The sequence below is a fragment of the Serratia sp. K-E0102 genome, assembly GCF_029962625.1.
GTDB classification, from domain to species: domain Bacteria; phylum Pseudomonadota; class Gammaproteobacteria; order Enterobacterales; family Enterobacteriaceae; genus Serratia; species Serratia sarumanii.
Window position 1 is genome coordinate 158,507 of sequence record NZ_CP124754.1, and the last position, 15,424, is coordinate 173,930.

Here is a 15,424-nt window from a genome sequence, read left to right on the forward strand (position 1 = left end):
AATAAATCATGCTGATGCTGTTTCTCACCGTGGCGCTGGTGCATCTGATTGCGCTGATGAGCCCGGGGCCGGACTTCTTTTTCGTGTCGCAAACCGCCGCCAGCCGCTCGCGCCGCGAGGCGATGATGGGCGTGGTCGGCATTTCTCTCGGCATCGTGGTATGGGCCGGCGTGGCGTTGATGGGGCTGCATCTGATCCTGCAGAAGATGGCCTGGCTGCATCAGATAATCATGGTCGGCGGCGGCATTTACCTGTGCTGGATGGGGTGGCAATTGCTGCGTTCCGCGCGGGCGCAGCAAGCGCAGCCGGCGGCGGAGGCCCAAGTAGCGTTGCCGAAGGCCGGGCGCAGCTTTATTCGCGGCTTCCTGACCAATCTGTCCAACCCGAAGGCGGTGATCTATTTCGGCAGCGTGTTCTCGCTGTTCGTCGGCGACAGCGTCGGCGCCGGGGCACGCTGGGGACTGTTCCTGCTGATCGTCGCCGAGACCTTCGTCTGGTTCAGCCTGGTGGCGGTGGTGTTCGCGCTGCCGGCGATGCGCCGCGGCTACCAGCGGTTGGCCAAGTGGATCGACGGGGTGGCGGGCGTGCTGTTCACCGGCTTCGGGTTACACCTGATCTTTACCCGCTGACCGGCAGTGACATGCCCAAGGCCGAGCAGCGATGCCCGGCCTTTTTTTCAGGCCTTGCGGGCGGTCGCCAGCAGCCCCGCCACCAGAATGAACAGCGAACCGAATACCCGGTTGAGCAGCTGCATTTGGCGCGGCGTTCTCAGCCAGCCGGCGATGCGCGTCGCCAGGGTGGCGTAACCGATCATCACCAGAATATCCACCACCACGGTGGTGACGCCGAGCACCAGATACTGCTCGGCCTGCGGCTGATTGGGCAAAATGAACTGCGGGAACAGCGCGGCGAGGAACACGATGCTTTTCGGGTTGGTCAGGTTGACCAGCACCGCGCGGCGGAACAGACGGCGGCGCGGCATGCTGCCCGCCAGCGCATGCAGATCCAGCGCCCCGGCGGCGCGCCATTGCTGGATGCCGAGCCACACCAGGTAGGCGGCGCCCAGCCATTTCAGCAGCTCGAACGCCAGCAGCGATTGCGATATCAGCGCACCGAGGCCGATGCCCACCAGCACGATGTGCGCGCTCAGCCCGACCTGTAGCCCGGCGATCGACGCGGCGGCGCCGCGATAGCCGTGGCTGATGCCGGTGCTCATGGTGTTGATGGCGCCTGAGCCGGGGGACAGGCTGAGGATAAGCGTGGTCAGCAGATAGGTTAACCACCAGTCCAAGGTCATGGTTCTTCGGCTCCCTGAAAGTGTCGTTTTGTGCCACAATGCGCCGAGGCGGCGCCGTTTTTTGTAAGAATTGAATCACAATACGCTAGTATGATTTCTTGTGCCAGCGGTCACATTTTCCGCCGGCCCCACAGGGAAAACGCTCTCGATGACCTCGTTCACTCTCAGCTCCGATGACTGGTTAACGCGTGAAACGCAGTTCGCTGCCTTCGCCACCGGGCCGCTGCTGGATTTCTGGCGGCTGCGGGAAGAGGGCGAGTTCAGCGGCGTGGACGGCGTGCCGATCCGCTTTGTGCGTTTCAGTTCTGCGCGGCATCAGCGGGTGGTGGTGGTCAGCCCCGGCCGCATCGAAAGCTACGTGAAATACCCCGAGGTGGCCTACGATCTGTTCCACTGCGGTTACGACGTGGTGATCGTCGATCATCGCGGCCAGGGGCGCTCCGGCCGTTTACTGGCGGATACGCACCGCGGTCATGTGGTAAACTTCGCCGACTACGTGGACGATTTCGAGCAGCTTTGGCAGCGCGAGGTCGAATCGCGCGGTTATCGGCAGCGCTTCGCGCTGGCGCATTCGATGGGCGGCGCGATCCTGGCGCAGTTCCTGCAGCGCCGGCCGCAGGCGTTCGACGCGGCGGCGTTTTGCGCGCCGATGTTCGGCATCCAGTTGCCGATGCCGGATTGGCTGGCCGACCACATTCTCGACTGGGCGGAGAGCCGCCCGGCGATCCGCGACTATTACGCGGTGGGCACCGGCCAGTGGCGGCCGCTGCCGTATGTGGTCAACGTGTTGACCCACAGCCGCGAACGCTACCGGCGCAGCCTGCGCTATTACGCCGATTACCCCGAGCTGCAGGTGGGCGGGCCGACCTACCATTGGGTGCGGGAGAGCATCCGCGCCGGCCGGCAGATTATCGCTCGGGCCGGGGCGATCACAACGCCGCTGTTGCTTTTGCAAGCCGGTGAAGAACGAGTCGTCGACAACCGTTCGCACCAGGCTTTTTGTCAGGCTCTGTCAGACGCGGGGCGCCCTTGCGAAGGGGGGCTTCCGTGGGTTATCAACGGCGCACGCCATGAGATCCTGTTCGAGCGGGACGCGATGCGCGCCGAAGCACTGAACGCAATCCTGCGCTTCTTTGCTCAACACTTAGGCGGCGCGCTGCCGCCGACAACTCCATCAGAGGTTAGAACATAACGCTATGTATCACGTCGTCGCTTCCGATTTAGATGGCACGCTGCTGTCTCCCGACCATACCCTGTCGCCGTACGCCAAAGAAACGCTGAAGTTGCTGACCCAGCGCGGCGTGCATTTCGTATTCGCCACCGGCCGCCACCATATCGACGTGGCGCAGATCCGCGACAGCCTGGAGATCAGCGCCTTTATGATCACCTCCAACGGCGCGCGGGTGCACAATACCGCCGGCGAGCTGATTTTCAGCCACAACCTGGACGAGGATATCGCCCGCGATCTGTACGGCATGCTGCACGACGATCCGGAGATCACCACCAACGTCTACCGCAACGACGATTGGTTTACCAACCGCGAAAGCCCGGAGCAGGAAGAATTCTTCCAGGAGTCGGTGTTCAAATACCAGCTGTTCGAACCGGGCCTGCTGGAAACCGACGGCGTCTGCAAGGTCTACTTCACCTGCGAAGATCACGAGCGGCTGCTACAGGTGGAAGACGCCATCAACGCGCGCTGGGGCGATCGGGTCAACGTCAGCTTCTCGTTCCCGACCTGCCTGGAAGTGATGGCGGGCGGCGTGTCGAAAGGGCATGCGCTGGAAGAAGTGGCCAAGATCATCGGCTATACGCTGCAAGAGTGCATCGCCTTCGGCGACGGCATGAACGATCTGGAGATGCTGTCGATGGCCGGCAAGGGCTGCATCATGCGCGACGCGCATCAGCGCTTGAAGGATATGTTGCCGGAGCTGGAAGTGATCGGCTCCAACGTCGATAACGCGGTGCCGCACTACCTGCGCAAGATGTTCCTCTGACATAACCCGGGCGTTTCTCGGAAATAACAAGGGCGCCTTGCGGCGCCCTTGGCATTACTTGTGCTGGCCCTGCTTCTGCAGGAACTGCACGCCCTTGTCCGGGAAGTCGGTGAACACGCCGTCGACGCCGGCCTGGTTGTAAATCACGTCATACAGCTGGTTCACGTCGGTCACGTACTTCGGCAGCGCATCGGCGCGGATGGTGAACGGATGCACCGCCAGCTTGCTGGCGTGCGCTTCTTTCACCATGTCGGTCAGCACGATGTGGCCCGGCTTGGATTTATCCGCCACCACCAGCATGTGGTAGTCCGGCCCGATGCCGTCGGCATACTGAGCGATTTTCTGCATCGCGCCCGGCTTGAACATCCAGTCGTAGTCGTATTCTACCCACTTGCCGTCGGCTTTCTGCTCGTAGGTTTCCTGCCAGTCGTTATAGGCGATCAGCTGCACCAGCTTCAGATCCATGCCCAGCTTCGGCTCCAGCTCGTTCTTGATGCGTTTGAGCTCGTTGGCGTCGAAGCACTGCAGGTAGACGTTGTCGTTTTTGCCGGTGTAGCCGTATTGCTTGAGCACCGCCAGCACTTTGCTGGAGATGTCCTTGCCTTCCTGTTTGTGGAACCACGGCGCCTTGATTTCAGGGTAGATGCCGATGTTCTTGCCGGTCGAATGGTTCAGACCCTGCACGAACTCGATCTCTTCCTGGAAGGTGTGTACGCGGAAGTCGGATTTGCCCATCGGGAAGCGGCCAGGGTAGCCCTGCACCTTCTTGCCGTTTTCGATTTCAAAGCCTTCGGTGAACTTCAGCGATTTGATCTCCGCCAGAGTAAAGTCGATGGCGTAATAACGGCCGTCCTTGCGCGCGCGGTCCGGGAAGCGTTCGGCAACGTCGGTGACGCGATCGAGGTAATGGTCGTGCAGCACCACCAGCTCGTTGTCTTTGGTCATCACCAGATCTTGTTCGAGGTAATCGGCGCCCTGCGCGTAGGCCATCGCCTTCGCCGGCAGGGTGTGTTCCGGCAGGTAGCCGCTGGCGCCGCGGTGGGCGATCACTACTTTGTCCGCCGCCTGCGCGGCGCTGACCATTGAGGTAGCGAGAATGATCCCTGTCAGCAGGGCTTTGACTTGAGTCCGCATTCCGTTTTCTCCGTGTTGTTGGGGGCAGGGTAGTAAAAAGGCCGCAGGGCGGCCTTTAAATCATGCAAAAGTCGTGTGACGGTTAGCCGCGCTTGCCGGCAGCGATTTCCGCGTGGTGTTTCTTTTCGTTCAGCATGGTCAGCAGCAGCAGGATAACCGCCAGCACGCCGCCGCCGATCATCACCATGAAGCCGCCGTCCCAACCGAAGAAGTCTACGGTGTAGCCGACGATGGCGCTGGCCGCAACCGAGCCGCCCAGGTAGCCGAACAGGCCGGTGAAGCCTGCGGCGGTGCCGGCGGCTTTCTTCGGCGCCAGCTCCAGCGCGTGCAGGCCGATCAGCATTACCGGGCCGTAGATCAGGAAGCCGATGACCAGCATACAGATCATGTCCACGGTCGGGTTGCCCGGCGGGTTCATCCAGAACACCACGGTGGCGATGGTCACCAGCGTCATGAAGAACACGCCGGTGGCGCCGCGGTTGCCTTTGAACACTTTGTCCGACATCCAGCCGCACAGCAGGGTGCCCGGGATACCGGCGTATTCATACAGGAAGTAAGCCCAGGAAGACTTGTCCAGCGCGAAGTGCTTCACTTCTTTCAGGTAGGTCGGCGACCAGTCCAGAATGCCGTAACGCAGCAGATAGACGAACACGTTGGCGACCGCGATGTACCACAGCAGCTTGTTCGGCAGGATGTACTGCATGAAGATCTGTTTGGCGGTCAGCTCTTCTTCGTCTTTTTCGCTGTAGTCGTCCGGATAGTCGTTTTTGTACTCTTCAATCGGCGGCAGGCCGCAGGATTGCGGGGTGTCCCGCATCAGGCCGAAGGCGATCAGAGCCACCAGGATGGCGCCGAAGGCCGGCATGTAAAGCGCAGCGTGCCAGTCGTTGAACCAGGCCATGCCCAGCAGGAACAGCAGCGGCGGCAGGCCGCCACCCACGTTGTGGGCGCAGTTCCAGATGGAGACGATGCCGCCGCGTTCTTTCTGCGACCACCAGTGCACCATGGTGCGGCCGCACGGCGGCCAACCCATGCCCTGGAACCAGCCGCACAGGAACAGCAGGACGAACATGATGGCGATGCTGGAGGTGGCCCACGGCACGAAGCCCATGAACAACATCACCGCCGCCGCCAGGATCAGGCCGGCAGGCAGGAACACTCGCGGGTTGGAACGGTCGGAGACCGAACCCATGATGAATTTGGAGAAGCCGTAGGCGATGGAAATGCCCGACAGCGCGAAGCCGAGGTCACCGCGGCTGAAGCCTTGTTCGATCAGGTAAGGCATGGCCAGGGTGAAGTTCTTACGCACCAGATAGTAAGCGGCGTAACCGAAGAAGATCCCCAGGAAAATTTGCCAGCGCAGCTTACGGTAGAGCGGGTCTACCTTATCGCTCGGCACACGGGCGATGTGTGCGGCCGGCTTAAAAATACTCAACATGAGCGCCTCCGATGGCTTTATCTGTTATCACATCAATATGACCTTTTACGTTCATTTGATGATTGAGCGGATATCGAATGTGGTGTTTTTGTGTTCCATAACGAGCGCCATTGTCGTCAAATACGCCTGGTGTCGCTGTGACGAATGGCGCAATTGTTACACTTTTATGAAACCACGGCGGATTTTGAGCGATTCGTTAACGTTATGAAATAGAAAAACGTCCAAAAATCGTGATTATGATCACATTGATGGTTTTTTGTGGACATTTTTATTTCGTTTGATGTTCGTTATTGTTCCTTATCAAACAAAGACCCTTATAACCGTGGCTCAATAGGCTCATAACTACCGATCCTGAGGGAGCGACATGAGCAGCTATTTTGACGGCGGCGAAACGGATGTGATCATCATCGGCGGCGGCGCCACCGGCGCAGGCATCGCCCGCGACTGCGCGCGGCGCGGCTTGCGCTGCATTTTGCTGGAGCGCCACGACATCGCCACCGGCGCCACCGGCCGCAACCACGGTTTGCTGCACAGCGGCGCGCGCTATGCGGTGACCGACGGCGAGTCGGCGCGCGAGTGCATCGAAGAGAACCGCATCCTGAAACGCATCGCCCACCACTGCATCGAGCGCACCGATGGGCTGTTCATCACCCTGCCGCAGGACTCGCTGGACTATCAGCAACAGTTTATCGCCGCCTGTCGCCAGGCCGACATCGACGCCGAAGCGATCGACCCGCAGCTGGCGCTGCGGCTGGAGCCGGCGGCTAACCCGGCGCTGATCGGCGCGGTGCGCGTGCCGGACGGCACCGTCGATCCCTTCCGGCTGACCGCCGCCAACATGTTGGACGCGCGCGAACATGGCGCGCAGATCCTGACCTACCACCAGGTGGTGGGATTGTTGCGCAGCGGCGATCGGGTGACGGGCGTGCGCGTTTACGACCATCAGAATCAGCGGCGCTATGCGCTGCATGCGCCGGTGGTGGTCAACGCCGCCGGCATCTGGGGCCAGCAGATCGCCGAATACGCCGATTTGCGCATCCGCATGTTCCCGGCCAAGGGGGCGCTGCTGATCCTCGGCCACCGCATCAACAACATGGTGATCAACCGCTGCCGCAAACCGGCGGACGCCGACATCCTGGTGCCGGGCGACACCATCTCGCTGATCGGCACCACCTCGACCCATATCGACTACGACCAAATTGACAACATGCTGGTGACCCCGCAGGAAGTGGACATTCTGATCCGCGAGGGGGCGCTGTTGGCGCCCACCCTGGCGCAGACCCGCATTCTGCGCGCCTACGCCGGGGTACGGCCGCTGGTGGCCAGCGACGACGACCCCAGCGGGCGCAACGTCAGCCGCGGCATCGTGCTGCTCGATCACGCCGCCCGCGACGGGCTGGAAGGGTTTATCACCATCACCGGCGGCAAGCTGATGACCTACCGCCTGATGGCGGAGTGGGCCACCGACAAGGTGTGCGAAAAGCTTGGCGTAAACCGCCCGTGCACCACCGCGCAGGATGCGTTGCCCGGCTCCCGCCAGTCGGCGGAGGAGACGGTGCGCAGCGTGGTTTCTCTGCCCGCCAGCATTCGCGGCTCGGCAATTTACCGCCACGGCGATCGCGCCAGCCAGGTGCCGGCGGCCGATCGGCTCGACACCAGCCTGGTGTGCGAATGCGAGGCGGTGACCGCCGGGGAAGTGCGTTATGCGGTCAACTCGCTGACCGTCAATAACCTGGTGGATCTGCGCCGCCGCACCCGCGTCGGCATGGGCACCTGCCAGGGCGAACTCTGTGCCTGCCGCGCCGCCGGGCTGTTGACGCGCTTTAACGTCAGCACGCCGCAGCAGTCCATCGCGCAGCTGTCGCAGTTCCTCAACGAACGGTGGAAAGGCGTGCGGCCGATCGCCTGGGGCGATGCGCTGCGCGAGAGTGAATTTACCAGCTGGGTTTACCAGGGGCTATGCGGGCTTGAAGCCCAGGCCGACAAGGAGCAGGAGGCGGATGATGCGATTTGACGTAGTGGTGATTGGCGGCGGCCTGGCGGGCCTGAGCTGCGCCATTGCCGTGGCCGAACAGGGCAAGCGCTGCGCGGTGGTCAGTTCCGGCCAGAGCGCGCTCTACTTCTCTTCCGGCTCGCTCGACCTGCTGGCGAGATTGCCGGACGGCACGCCGGTCGAAATGCCGCTGGCGGCGCTACCGCAGCTGGCGCAGCAGGCGCCGCAGCATCCGTATGCCCTGATCGGGCCCGGCCGGGTGGCGGCGCTGTCCGCCGCCGCGCAGCGGTTGTTGGAGCGCTGCGGGCTGAACCTGCAGGGCGAGGGCGCCAACAACCATCTGCGCATTACGCCGCTTGGCACGCGTCGCGCCACCTGGCTCAGCCCGCAGGCGATCCCGACGTTGCCGCTGACCGGCCAACTGCCGTGGCGGCGCATTGCGGTGATCGGCATCGAAGGCTTCCTCGACTTCCAGCCGCAGATGGCCGCCGACTCTCTGAGCCGGGAGCTCGGCGTAGAGACGGAGGTGGCCTATCTGCACATGCCGGCGCTGGACAGATTGCGCAATAACCCCAGCGAGTTCCGCGCGGTAAACATCGCCCGGGTGCTGGATTTGATGGAAAGTCTGCCGCCGATGGCCGAGGAACTGCGGCGGTTGGCGGGGGCAGCCGACGCGCTCTTTCTGCCGGCCTGTTTGGGATTGGAGGACGACGCGTCGCTGGCGGTGCTGCAGGATGCGGTCGGCAAGCCGATCCGGCTGCTGCCGACGCTGCCGCCTTCGGTGCCCGGCATGCGCTTGCATCAGGCGCTGCGGCGGCGTTTTCAACAGCTGGGCGGCGTTTTCATGCCCGGCGACAGCGTGCTGCGCGCCGAGTGCGAAGCCGGCCGCGTCACGGGCCTGTATACCCGCAACCACGGTGATATTCCGCTGCGGGCGCAGCAGGTGGTGTTGGCCAGCGGCAGCTTCTTCAGCAACGGGCTGGTGGCGGATTTCGACGGGGTGCGCGAGCCGATCTTCGGGCTGGACGTACACAGCCGCGCGGATCGCGCCGACTGGAGCCGGCGCGAGCTGTTCGCGCCGCAGCCTTATCTGCAATTTGGCGTGCGCACCGACGGCAGGCTGCGGGCGATGAAGCAGGGCATGCCGTTCGACAATCTGTACGCCATCGGCGCGGTCGCCGGCGGCTACGATCCGCTGCAGCAAGGCTGCGGTGCCGGCGTGTCATTGATCGGTGCGCTGCACGTCGCGCAGCAGATCGCCGCGGAGGAAAATGCATGAGCCTGCATCAGGACCACAGCTTTGAAAGCTGCATCAAATGCACCGTCTGCACCACCTATTGCCCGGTCGCCAAAGTGAACCCGCTCTATCCGGGGCCGAAACAGGCGGGGCCGGACGGCGAGCGGCTGCGGCTGAAAGATCCGGCGCTGTACGACGAAGCGCTGAAATACTGCACCAACTGCAAACGTTGTGAAGTGGCCTGCCCGTCCGACGTCAAAATCGGCGATATCATTCAGCGCGCCCGCGCCGACTTCGCCCAGAGCAAGCCGACGCTGCGCGACGCCATCCTCAGCCACACCGATATCATGGGCTCGCTGTCGACGCCGTTCGCGCCGATCGTCAACGCCGCCACCGGGCTGAAACCGGTGCGCAAGCTGCTGGACAAGGCGCTGAAGATCGATCACCGTCGCGAACTGCCGAAATACTCGTTCGGCACCTTCCGCCGCTGGTACCGGCAACAGGCGCAGGCTCAGCGGCGCTATGCCGAGCAGGTGGCGTTTTTCCACGGCTGCTTCGTCAACTATAACCATCCGCAGCTGGGCAAGGATTTGATCCGGGTATTCAACGCGCTGGATATTGGCGTGCAGCTGCTGAAGCGCGAGAAATGCTGCGGCGTGCCGCTGATCGCCAACGGGTTTATCGAGCAGGCCAAAAAGCAGGCCAGGGTTAACGCCGAGTCGCTGCATGAAGCGGTGCTGGAGCGCGGCATCCCGGTGGTGGCGACCTCATCGAGCTGCACCTTCACCCTGCGCGACGAATATCCTCATCTGCTGGACGTGGACACCACCCCGGTGCGCGACCGGGTGGAGCTGGCGACGCGCTATCTCTATCGCCTGATCAATCAGGGGCGCAGCCTGCCGCTGAAGCGCACGCCGCTGCGGGTGGCTTATCACACGCCTTGCCATATGGAGAAGATGGGCTGGACCGCCTACACCCTGGAGCTGCTGCGGCAGATACCGGGGCTGGAGCTGGTGGTGCTGGATTCGCAGTGCTGCGGCATCGCCGGCACCTACGGGTTCAAATCGGAGAACTACGCCACTTCGCAAGGCATCGGCGCGCCGCTGTTCCGGCAGATCGAAGAGAGCGGAGTGGATCTGGTGGTGACCGACTGCGAGACCTGCAAATGGCAGATAGAAATGTCCACCAGCAAGCACTGTGAGCATCCGATCACCCTGCTGGCGCAGGCGCTGGTATAAAAACGAGAGGGCCGGCAAGCCGGCCCTCTGTGGGATTACTGCTTCAGCTTCAGGGTGGAGATGATGCCTTCGGCTTCGGCCTGCGCCTGTTGCTGATTGTCCGCCGGCAGCGTCACCTGAATGGTCAGCATGTTGTTGTTCAGCGAGCCGATCAGGACGGAGGAATAGGCTTTTTCGCCGCCGCTGGTGATGATGCTGTCCAGCTGACGCAGCGGCACGCCGTTGACGTCGAGCGCTTTGTTGGTGATCACCTGCAGGTTGGCGTCACGCGCGCGCTGGGTATTCTCCAGGCGCTTGGCCAGGGTCTCCAGGCTGTCGGCGGTCTTGTCGCCCAGGATCACGATCACCGCGCGCTGGCCGGTGCTGTCTGCGTAAACATGCATGTTGTTGGCCTGGTTGCCCAGCTTGCCGCTCTGATCCGCCATGCCGACCGGCAGGGTGAACGCCAGTTTACCGTCCAGCAGGCTGACCTGCTGCCCGGCCGGCGCGCTGGCCGCCGCGCCGTCAGACGCTGCCTTGGTGTCTTTGGTGTCGCCGTCGCAGGCCGCGAGGCCAAGCGCCAGCAGGCTGATACCCATCAATTTCGCTACTTTACGCATCGGGCTTCCTTCTTCCTTTCCGGTAGGGATTCACTGTCGTATCGCAACCTATTCCAGGCTGAAATGCAAGGCAGATGTTGTCACAAGTTTTTCTCCAGTAATAGCCGATAATCAGCCACTTCGCCTTTCTTTTCCAGCTGAACAATCTGATAGTGGTGGGCGAGCAGCATCGTCAGCATGGCGCGGAACCGGTTACGGGTTTTGACCGTCAGCCGGCGATAGCCCTGCGCCCGCGCCCAGCGCTCCTGTTCGGCTAACAAGGCCTGCGCCACGCCGTGGCGACGAAATGCCGGCAGCACGCCGCCCAGCCAGCTGTAAAACACCGTTTCCCGCTGTTGATAACCGAGTTTGAAACCGGCCGGCTGGCCGTCGATGTCGGCGATCAACAGGCTGGCGGAGGCACCGCCGATGCGCCGCTGCAGATCGGCCAGGCTATGCAGGCCGCCGAATTCGGGGATGCGCTGGTAAAGGCGGTGGATTTCTTCGAGCGTGGCGGTGCGGACGATTGGGATCATGGGCGGCCTCCAAAGGATAGGGCCGCCCAGAATAACACGGCTCAGCCCGGCTGCAGGCTGCCGCTGCGCGCCGCGATGCGTTTGAGCAGCATGTTCAGCAACACGCCGTACATCGGCAGGAAGAACAGCAGGCAGATCATCACCTTGAAGCTGTAATCCACCAGCGCGATCTCCACCCAGTTGTTGGCCATGAAGGGATCGCTGCTCTTGTAGAAGGCGATGAAGAAGAACGCCAGCGTATCGCTGATATTGCCGAAGAACATCGCCGCCGCCGGCGCCACCCACCAGGCGCTGCGTTGGCGCAGGCGATTGAAGACGTGAACGTCGAGGATCTGGCCGAGCACGTAGGCCATAAAGCTGGCGACGGCGATACGCGCCACGAACAGGTTAAAACTGCCCAGCGCCGCGAAGCCCTGCCATTCTCCCTGATAGGTGACGGTGGAGATCACGTAGGAGATGAACAGCGCCGGCACCATCACCGCCAGGATAATCCGCCGCGCCAGCGGCGCGCCGAAGATGCGCACGGTCAGATCGGTCGCGAGGAAGATAAACGGGAAGGTAAAGGCGCCCCAGGTGGTATGGAAGCCGAAAACGGTGATCGGCAGCTGCACCAGGTAGTTGCTGGAGGTAATGATGGCGATATGAAACAGCGAAAGCCAGACCAACGCCGTGAAGCGCTGCTGTGCGGTAAACGAATACATATTGTAGCCTTTTTAGCAGTGGGGTGAGGGAACCCAGTGTGTCTTGTCAAAACAGCAAAAAACGCTGCGCGGCGGCATGATACGCGTTTGCGCAACCAATGCAATGGTTAAATTTAACGCAAACGTTAACGCATCTTGCGCAGAAAAACTACCGGCGTAAACTAGGCGCTAATGAGATGCGGCGAGCGTTCGCCGATCGTTTTGAACGAGAAAAATTGCATGACTGACTTATTTGCCCAGGCAGACCAGACGCTCGACGCGCTGGGCCTGCGTTGCCCGGAACCGGTGATGATGGTGCGCAAAACCGTGCGCCATATGGACAACGGCGAAACGCTGCTGATTATCGCCGACGATCCGGCCACCACCCGCGATATTCCGGGGTTCTGCCGCTTTATGGAGCACACGCTGGTGGCGCAGGAGACCGAGCAGGCGCCATACCGTTATCTGCTGCGTAAAGGTGTATAACGGCGACACGGTGGTGTTGATGAAGGAAAAGTCCCTTTCCCCGAAATGACAACGGGCGCGCTCTGCCGCGCCCGTATTGGTTTCCGAACTTAGCTGCGCTTTTTCAACAACCGCAGCGCGTTGGCGGTGACCAGCGCGGTGGCGCCGGAGTCGGCCAGCACCGCCAGCCACAAACCGGTCAGCCCCAGCAGGCTGGTGATCAGGAAGACCCCTTTCAATCCCAGCGCGATGGTGATGTTTTGCCGGATATTGGCGTGGGTGGCGCGCGAGATGCGGATCATCTCCGCGACGCCCAGCAGCCGGTTGTGGGTCAGGGCGGCGTCGGCGGTTTCCAATGCCACGTCGGTGCCGCTGCCCATGGCGATGCCGATGCTGGAGGCTTTCATCGCCGGGGCGTCGTTGATGCCGTCGCCGATCATCGCCGTCGGACGCAGTTCGCTCAGCTCGGTGACCGCGTTGACCTTATCTTCCGGCAACAGACTAGCGCGATAGTCGAGGCCCAGCTCGCCGGCGATCGCCGCGGCGGCACGCGGGTTGTCGCCGGTCAGCATCACGCCGCGAATACCCAGCGCGTTCAGTTCGGCTATCGCCTGTTTGGCGTCGCTGCGCAGCGTGTCGCGCAGCGCCATCAAGCCGATGGGCGCGCCGTCTTCCAGCACCACCACCGCCGTTTTACCGGCGTTTTCCAGCTTGTCTACCTGGCTCTGCCATTGAACGTCGAGCAGGCCCGGCGCCAGCTTGCCCGGCGCGCTGATCAGCACGGTCTTGCCGTCCACGATCCCTTCCACGCCGACGCCGGCCAGCGCGCGGCGCGCCTGCGCCAGCGGCAGCTCGGCCCCGCTTGCGGCGGCGCGGTTGATGATCGCCTGCGCCAGCGGGTGATGTGAACCGGCCTCCACCGCGGCGGCAAGCTGCAGCAACCGCTGTTCGGTGAGTGTGCCTATCGGCAGCACGTCGGTCACCGTCGGCTTGCCTTCGGTCAGGGTGCCGGTTTTATCGAAGGCGATGGTTTGTATCTGGCCCAGTTGCTCCAGCGCCGCGCCGCCTTTAATCAGCGCGCCGCGCCGCGTGGCGGCCGCCAGCCCGGATGTAATGGCCGCCGGGGTCGAGATCACCAGCGCGCACGGACAGCCGATCAGCAGCAGCGTCAGGCCGCGATAGATCCAGGTATCCCACGGCTGCGAGAACAGCAGCGGCGGCACCAGGATCACCGCGACAGCCAGCAGCATAATGGCCGGGGTGTAAAAACGGCTGAACCGATCGAGGAAGCGTTCGATCGGCGCGCGGCGCTCTTCGGCTTCTTCAATCAGCTGCAGAATGCGGTCGATGGCGTTTTTGCCGGGCTCGGAGATCACCTTCATCTGCGCCGCCTGATCGACGGACAGGCTGCCGGCGGCCACTTTCTCGCCCTGCTGGCGCTCGACCGGCACCGATTCGCCGGTCAGGGCGCTTTCGTCGAAGCTGGCGAACGGATTGAGCAGCTCGGCGTCGGCCGGCAGGCGCCCGCCGGGCGCGATTTCAATCACGTCGCCAGGGCGCAGGCTGGCGACCGGCACGCGTTTGCGTTCCGTGCCTTGCAGCAGCAGCGCGTCTTCCGGCACCAGCTCCATCAGCGCCGTCACGCCGCGTCGCGCGCGGTTGGCGGCGTAGGATTCCAGCAGTTCGCCGACCATAAACAACAGCAGCACCATCGCCGCTTCGGCGGTGGCGCCGATGAACAGCGCGCCGATGGCCGCCACGCTCATCAGCGTTTCGATGGCGAATGGCGTGCCGGAGCGGATCAAACGCAGCGCCTTGGCGGCGACCGGCGCCAATCCGACCAGCGTGGTGGCGATAAAGGCGATGCGCCCCAGCTCCGGGTTAACCCGATCCAGCACCCAGCTGACGACCATCAGGGTAGTTAACAGCAGCAGCGGTGCGAATTCGCCGAAGCGTGAGGTTTTCGGCGCGGCGGCTTTGGCGTTCTGAGTGCCGAGCAGGGTAAAGCCGGCCTGGGCGACCGCGTCCTGGATCCGCAGGCTGATGTCGGACTGTGCGTCGACTACCAGTTTCTCGGTCGCAAACAGCACCCGCGCGCTGTCGACGCCGGGGAGTGCGGTGACGGCATTTTCGATTTTCTTGGCGCAGCTGGGGCAGTCCATGCCGGTGACTTTCCAGCTGAAACGTTGGCTACCGGAAGGGGGAGCGGCGGCCAGCCTGTCGCTTTCCTCGTCCGGATCGTCGGGCGTGGCGGCGCAGCAGCCGCTATCGCCATGATCGTGATGATGGTGGGCCTGTTCGGCCTGCGCGGCGGCGTTTTTCGGTTCGCTGCTGCAGCCATGCTGCGTTTTGCTGTGGCTGTGGTTGCAGCCGCATCCGCCTTCGGCGTGGTGATGTTCCTGATGATTATGGTTTTGCTGATTGTGCATAACGTCCCCCTTCGGGCTGTTAAACGGGTTTGCTCAACTGACTCTACACCCTGGAGTCCACTCCAGAGTCAAGCGCCGGATGAGAATTATTGCTAACGGCGTTCAAGCGTAGAAAGGGGGATTCATTCAATAATGAATAATGCGAATTTTAATCTATCGGCTTTTCTTATTCCCTATTTGGGGAAACAGGCTCGCCGCCGATAGTTTAAATAAGAAAATAATATTCCTATAGAAACTAAAAAATCGCCCGACCTAATAATAAAGAGTTATTAATCTATAACGCTTTAGCAAAATTTACCTTTTACCCTGGGGAAAGCCAGCATGATTCGCTTGAGTCTGCAGGCCGCATTGCTATTGAAGTTTGGTGCCAACTTCTCCTCATCAAGTTTCATTTGTTTTGTAAAG

General features: G+C 62.2%; 14 protein-coding genes. 7 read left to right on the forward strand and 7 right to left on the reverse strand.

Features of this window, described 5'->3' with window-relative positions:
• The first annotated feature begins 8 nt into the window (after positions 1 to 8).
• Positions 9 to 629 carry a threonine export protein RhtC gene (rhtC, locus tag SSARUM2_RS00700; RefSeq protein ID WP_016929486.1) on the forward strand — a complete coding sequence of 207 codons (621 nt, stop codon included), beginning with the start codon at positions 9 to 11 and terminating at the stop codon, positions 627 to 629.
• A 47-nt stretch (positions 630 to 676) separates the two neighbouring features.
• Here rhtC and rhtB read toward each other — a convergent pair whose 3' ends face one another.
• A complete protein-coding gene (rhtB, locus tag SSARUM2_RS00705; protein WP_025304879.1) occupies positions 677 to 1,297 on the reverse strand; it encodes a homoserine/homoserine lactone efflux protein in 621 nt (206 codons plus the stop codon).
• A gap of 148 nt (positions 1,298 to 1,445) precedes the next feature.
• On the opposite strand from rhtB, the gene pldB reads away from it, so the two are divergent.
• Both pldB and yigL read left to right on the forward strand, forming a co-directional pair.
• Positions 1,446 to 2,489 (forward strand): lysophospholipase L2, encoded by a 1,044-nt coding sequence (gene pldB, locus SSARUM2_RS00710; RefSeq protein WP_060439278.1) that lies wholly within the window; start codon positions 1,446 to 1,448, stop codon positions 2,487 to 2,489.
• A gap of 4 nt (positions 2,490 to 2,493) precedes the next feature.
• Complete coding sequence (gene yigL, locus SSARUM2_RS00715) at positions 2,494 to 3,291, forward strand: sugar/pyridoxal phosphate phosphatase YigL (protein ID WP_033636660.1); 798 nt, start codon at positions 2,494 to 2,496, stop codon at positions 3,289 to 3,291.
• 54 nt (positions 3,292 to 3,345) lie between these two features.
• Here the strand turns inward: yigL and glpQ are convergent, their stop codons facing one another.
• Positions 3,346 to 4,425: a glycerophosphodiester phosphodiesterase gene (glpQ, locus tag SSARUM2_RS00720; RefSeq protein WP_033649644.1), complete on the reverse strand. Its 1,080-nt coding sequence runs from the start codon at positions 4,423 to 4,425 to the stop codon at positions 3,346 to 3,348.
• 82 nt (positions 4,426 to 4,507) lie between these two features.
• The gene (glpT, locus tag SSARUM2_RS00725) at positions 4,508 to 5,863 is read right to left on the reverse strand and encodes a glycerol-3-phosphate transporter (protein WP_033636663.1); all 1,356 of its coding nucleotides are present in this window, start codon (positions 5,861 to 5,863) and stop codon (positions 4,508 to 4,510) included.
• 364 nt (positions 5,864 to 6,227) lie between these two features.
• Between glpT and glpA the strand changes: the two genes are divergently transcribed.
• Genes glpA through glpC form a run of 3 tightly spaced genes read left to right on the forward strand, consistent with a single transcriptional unit; the run spans position 6,228 to position 10,331 of the window.
• Positions 6,228 to 7,877, forward strand: a complete 1,650-nt coding sequence (gene glpA, locus SSARUM2_RS00730) for an anaerobic glycerol-3-phosphate dehydrogenase subunit A (protein WP_033636664.1) — start codon at positions 6,228 to 6,230, stop codon at positions 7,875 to 7,877.
• Positions 7,867 to 9,135 (forward strand): glycerol-3-phosphate dehydrogenase subunit GlpB, encoded by a 1,269-nt coding sequence (gene glpB / locus SSARUM2_RS00735; protein ID WP_033654017.1) that lies wholly within the window; start codon positions 7,867 to 7,869, stop codon positions 9,133 to 9,135. The genes glpA and glpB overlap by 11 nt, the downstream gene beginning before the upstream one ends.
• On the forward strand, positions 9,132 to 10,331 hold the full coding sequence (glpC, locus tag SSARUM2_RS00740; RefSeq protein WP_060431217.1) for an anaerobic glycerol-3-phosphate dehydrogenase subunit GlpC: 1,200 nt from the start codon (positions 9,132 to 9,134) through the stop codon (positions 10,329 to 10,331). Before glpB ends, glpC begins: the two co-directional genes overlap by 4 nt.
• A 35-nt stretch (positions 10,332 to 10,366) precedes the next feature.
• On the opposite strand, the gene SSARUM2_RS00745 is transcribed toward glpC, so the two are convergent.
• From SSARUM2_RS00745 to SSARUM2_RS00755, 3 genes are all read right to left on the reverse strand, one after another.
• The gene (locus tag SSARUM2_RS00745) at positions 10,367 to 10,930 is read right to left on the reverse strand and encodes a DcrB family lipoprotein (protein WP_033636670.1); all 564 of its coding nucleotides are present in this window, start codon (positions 10,928 to 10,930) and stop codon (positions 10,367 to 10,369) included.
• A gap of 80 nt (positions 10,931 to 11,010) precedes the next feature.
• Positions 11,011 to 11,445: a GNAT family N-acetyltransferase gene (locus SSARUM2_RS00750; RefSeq protein ID WP_060439274.1), complete on the reverse strand. Its 435-nt coding sequence runs from the start codon at positions 11,443 to 11,445 to the stop codon at positions 11,011 to 11,013.
• A gap of 41 nt (positions 11,446 to 11,486) precedes the next feature.
• Positions 11,487 to 12,146 carry a 7-cyano-7-deazaguanine/7-aminomethyl-7-deazaguanine transporter gene (locus SSARUM2_RS00755; protein WP_033636672.1) on the reverse strand — a complete coding sequence of 220 codons (660 nt, stop codon included), beginning with the start codon at positions 12,144 to 12,146 and terminating at the stop codon, positions 11,487 to 11,489.
• Positions 12,147 to 12,365: 219 nt separating this feature from the next.
• Between SSARUM2_RS00755 and tusA the strand changes: the two genes are divergently transcribed.
• The gene (tusA, locus tag SSARUM2_RS00760) at positions 12,366 to 12,611 is read left to right on the forward strand and encodes a sulfurtransferase TusA (protein ID WP_025304890.1); all 246 of its coding nucleotides are present in this window, start codon (positions 12,366 to 12,368) and stop codon (positions 12,609 to 12,611) included.
• An 89-nt stretch (positions 12,612 to 12,700) separates the two neighbouring features.
• On the opposite strand, the gene SSARUM2_RS00765 is transcribed toward tusA, so the two are convergent.
• Positions 12,701 to 15,019, reverse strand: a complete 2,319-nt coding sequence (locus SSARUM2_RS00765; protein WP_060439272.1) for a zinc/cadmium/mercury/lead-transporting ATPase — start codon at positions 15,017 to 15,019, stop codon at positions 12,701 to 12,703.
• Positions 15,020 to 15,424 lie beyond the last annotated feature (405 nt).

What these genes read in the sequence shown, in the direction of transcription:
- rhtC (WP_016929486.1), top strand. Translation starts at nt 9, where the DNA reads ATGCTGATGCTGTTTCTCACCGTGGCGCTGGTGCATCTGATTGCGCTG.
- rhtB (WP_025304879.1), bottom strand. Translation starts at nt 1,297, where the DNA reads ATGACCTTGGACTGGTGGTTAACCTATCTGCTGACCACGCTTATCCTC.
- pldB (WP_060439278.1), top strand. Translation starts at nt 1,446, where the DNA reads ATGACCTCGTTCACTCTCAGCTCCGATGACTGGTTAACGCGTGAAACG.
- yigL (WP_033636660.1), top strand. Translation starts at nt 2,494, where the DNA reads ATGTATCACGTCGTCGCTTCCGATTTAGATGGCACGCTGCTGTCTCCC.
- glpQ (WP_033649644.1), bottom strand. Translation starts at nt 4,425, where the DNA reads ATGCGGACTCAAGTCAAAGCCCTGCTGACAGGGATCATTCTCGCTACC.
- glpT (WP_033636663.1), bottom strand. Translation starts at nt 5,863, where the DNA reads ATGTTGAGTATTTTTAAGCCGGCCGCACACATCGCCCGTGTGCCGAGC.
- glpA (WP_033636664.1), top strand. Translation starts at nt 6,228, where the DNA reads ATGAGCAGCTATTTTGACGGCGGCGAAACGGATGTGATCATCATCGGC.
- glpB (WP_033654017.1), top strand. Translation starts at nt 7,867, where the DNA reads ATGCGATTTGACGTAGTGGTGATTGGCGGCGGCCTGGCGGGCCTGAGC.
- glpC (WP_060431217.1), top strand. Translation starts at nt 9,132, where the DNA reads ATGAGCCTGCATCAGGACCACAGCTTTGAAAGCTGCATCAAATGCACC.
- SSARUM2_RS00745 (WP_033636670.1), bottom strand. Translation starts at nt 10,930, where the DNA reads ATGCGTAAAGTAGCGAAATTGATGGGTATCAGCCTGCTGGCGCTTGGC.
- SSARUM2_RS00750 (WP_060439274.1), bottom strand. Translation starts at nt 11,445, where the DNA reads ATGATCCCAATCGTCCGCACCGCCACGCTCGAAGAAATCCACCGCCTT.
- SSARUM2_RS00755 (WP_033636672.1), bottom strand. Translation starts at nt 12,146, where the DNA reads ATGTATTCGTTTACCGCACAGCAGCGCTTCACGGCGTTGGTCTGGCTT.
- tusA (WP_025304890.1), top strand. Translation starts at nt 12,366, where the DNA reads ATGACTGACTTATTTGCCCAGGCAGACCAGACGCTCGACGCGCTGGGC.
- SSARUM2_RS00765 (WP_060439272.1), bottom strand. Translation starts at nt 15,019, where the DNA reads ATGCACAATCAGCAAAACCATAATCATCAGGAACATCACCACGCCGAA.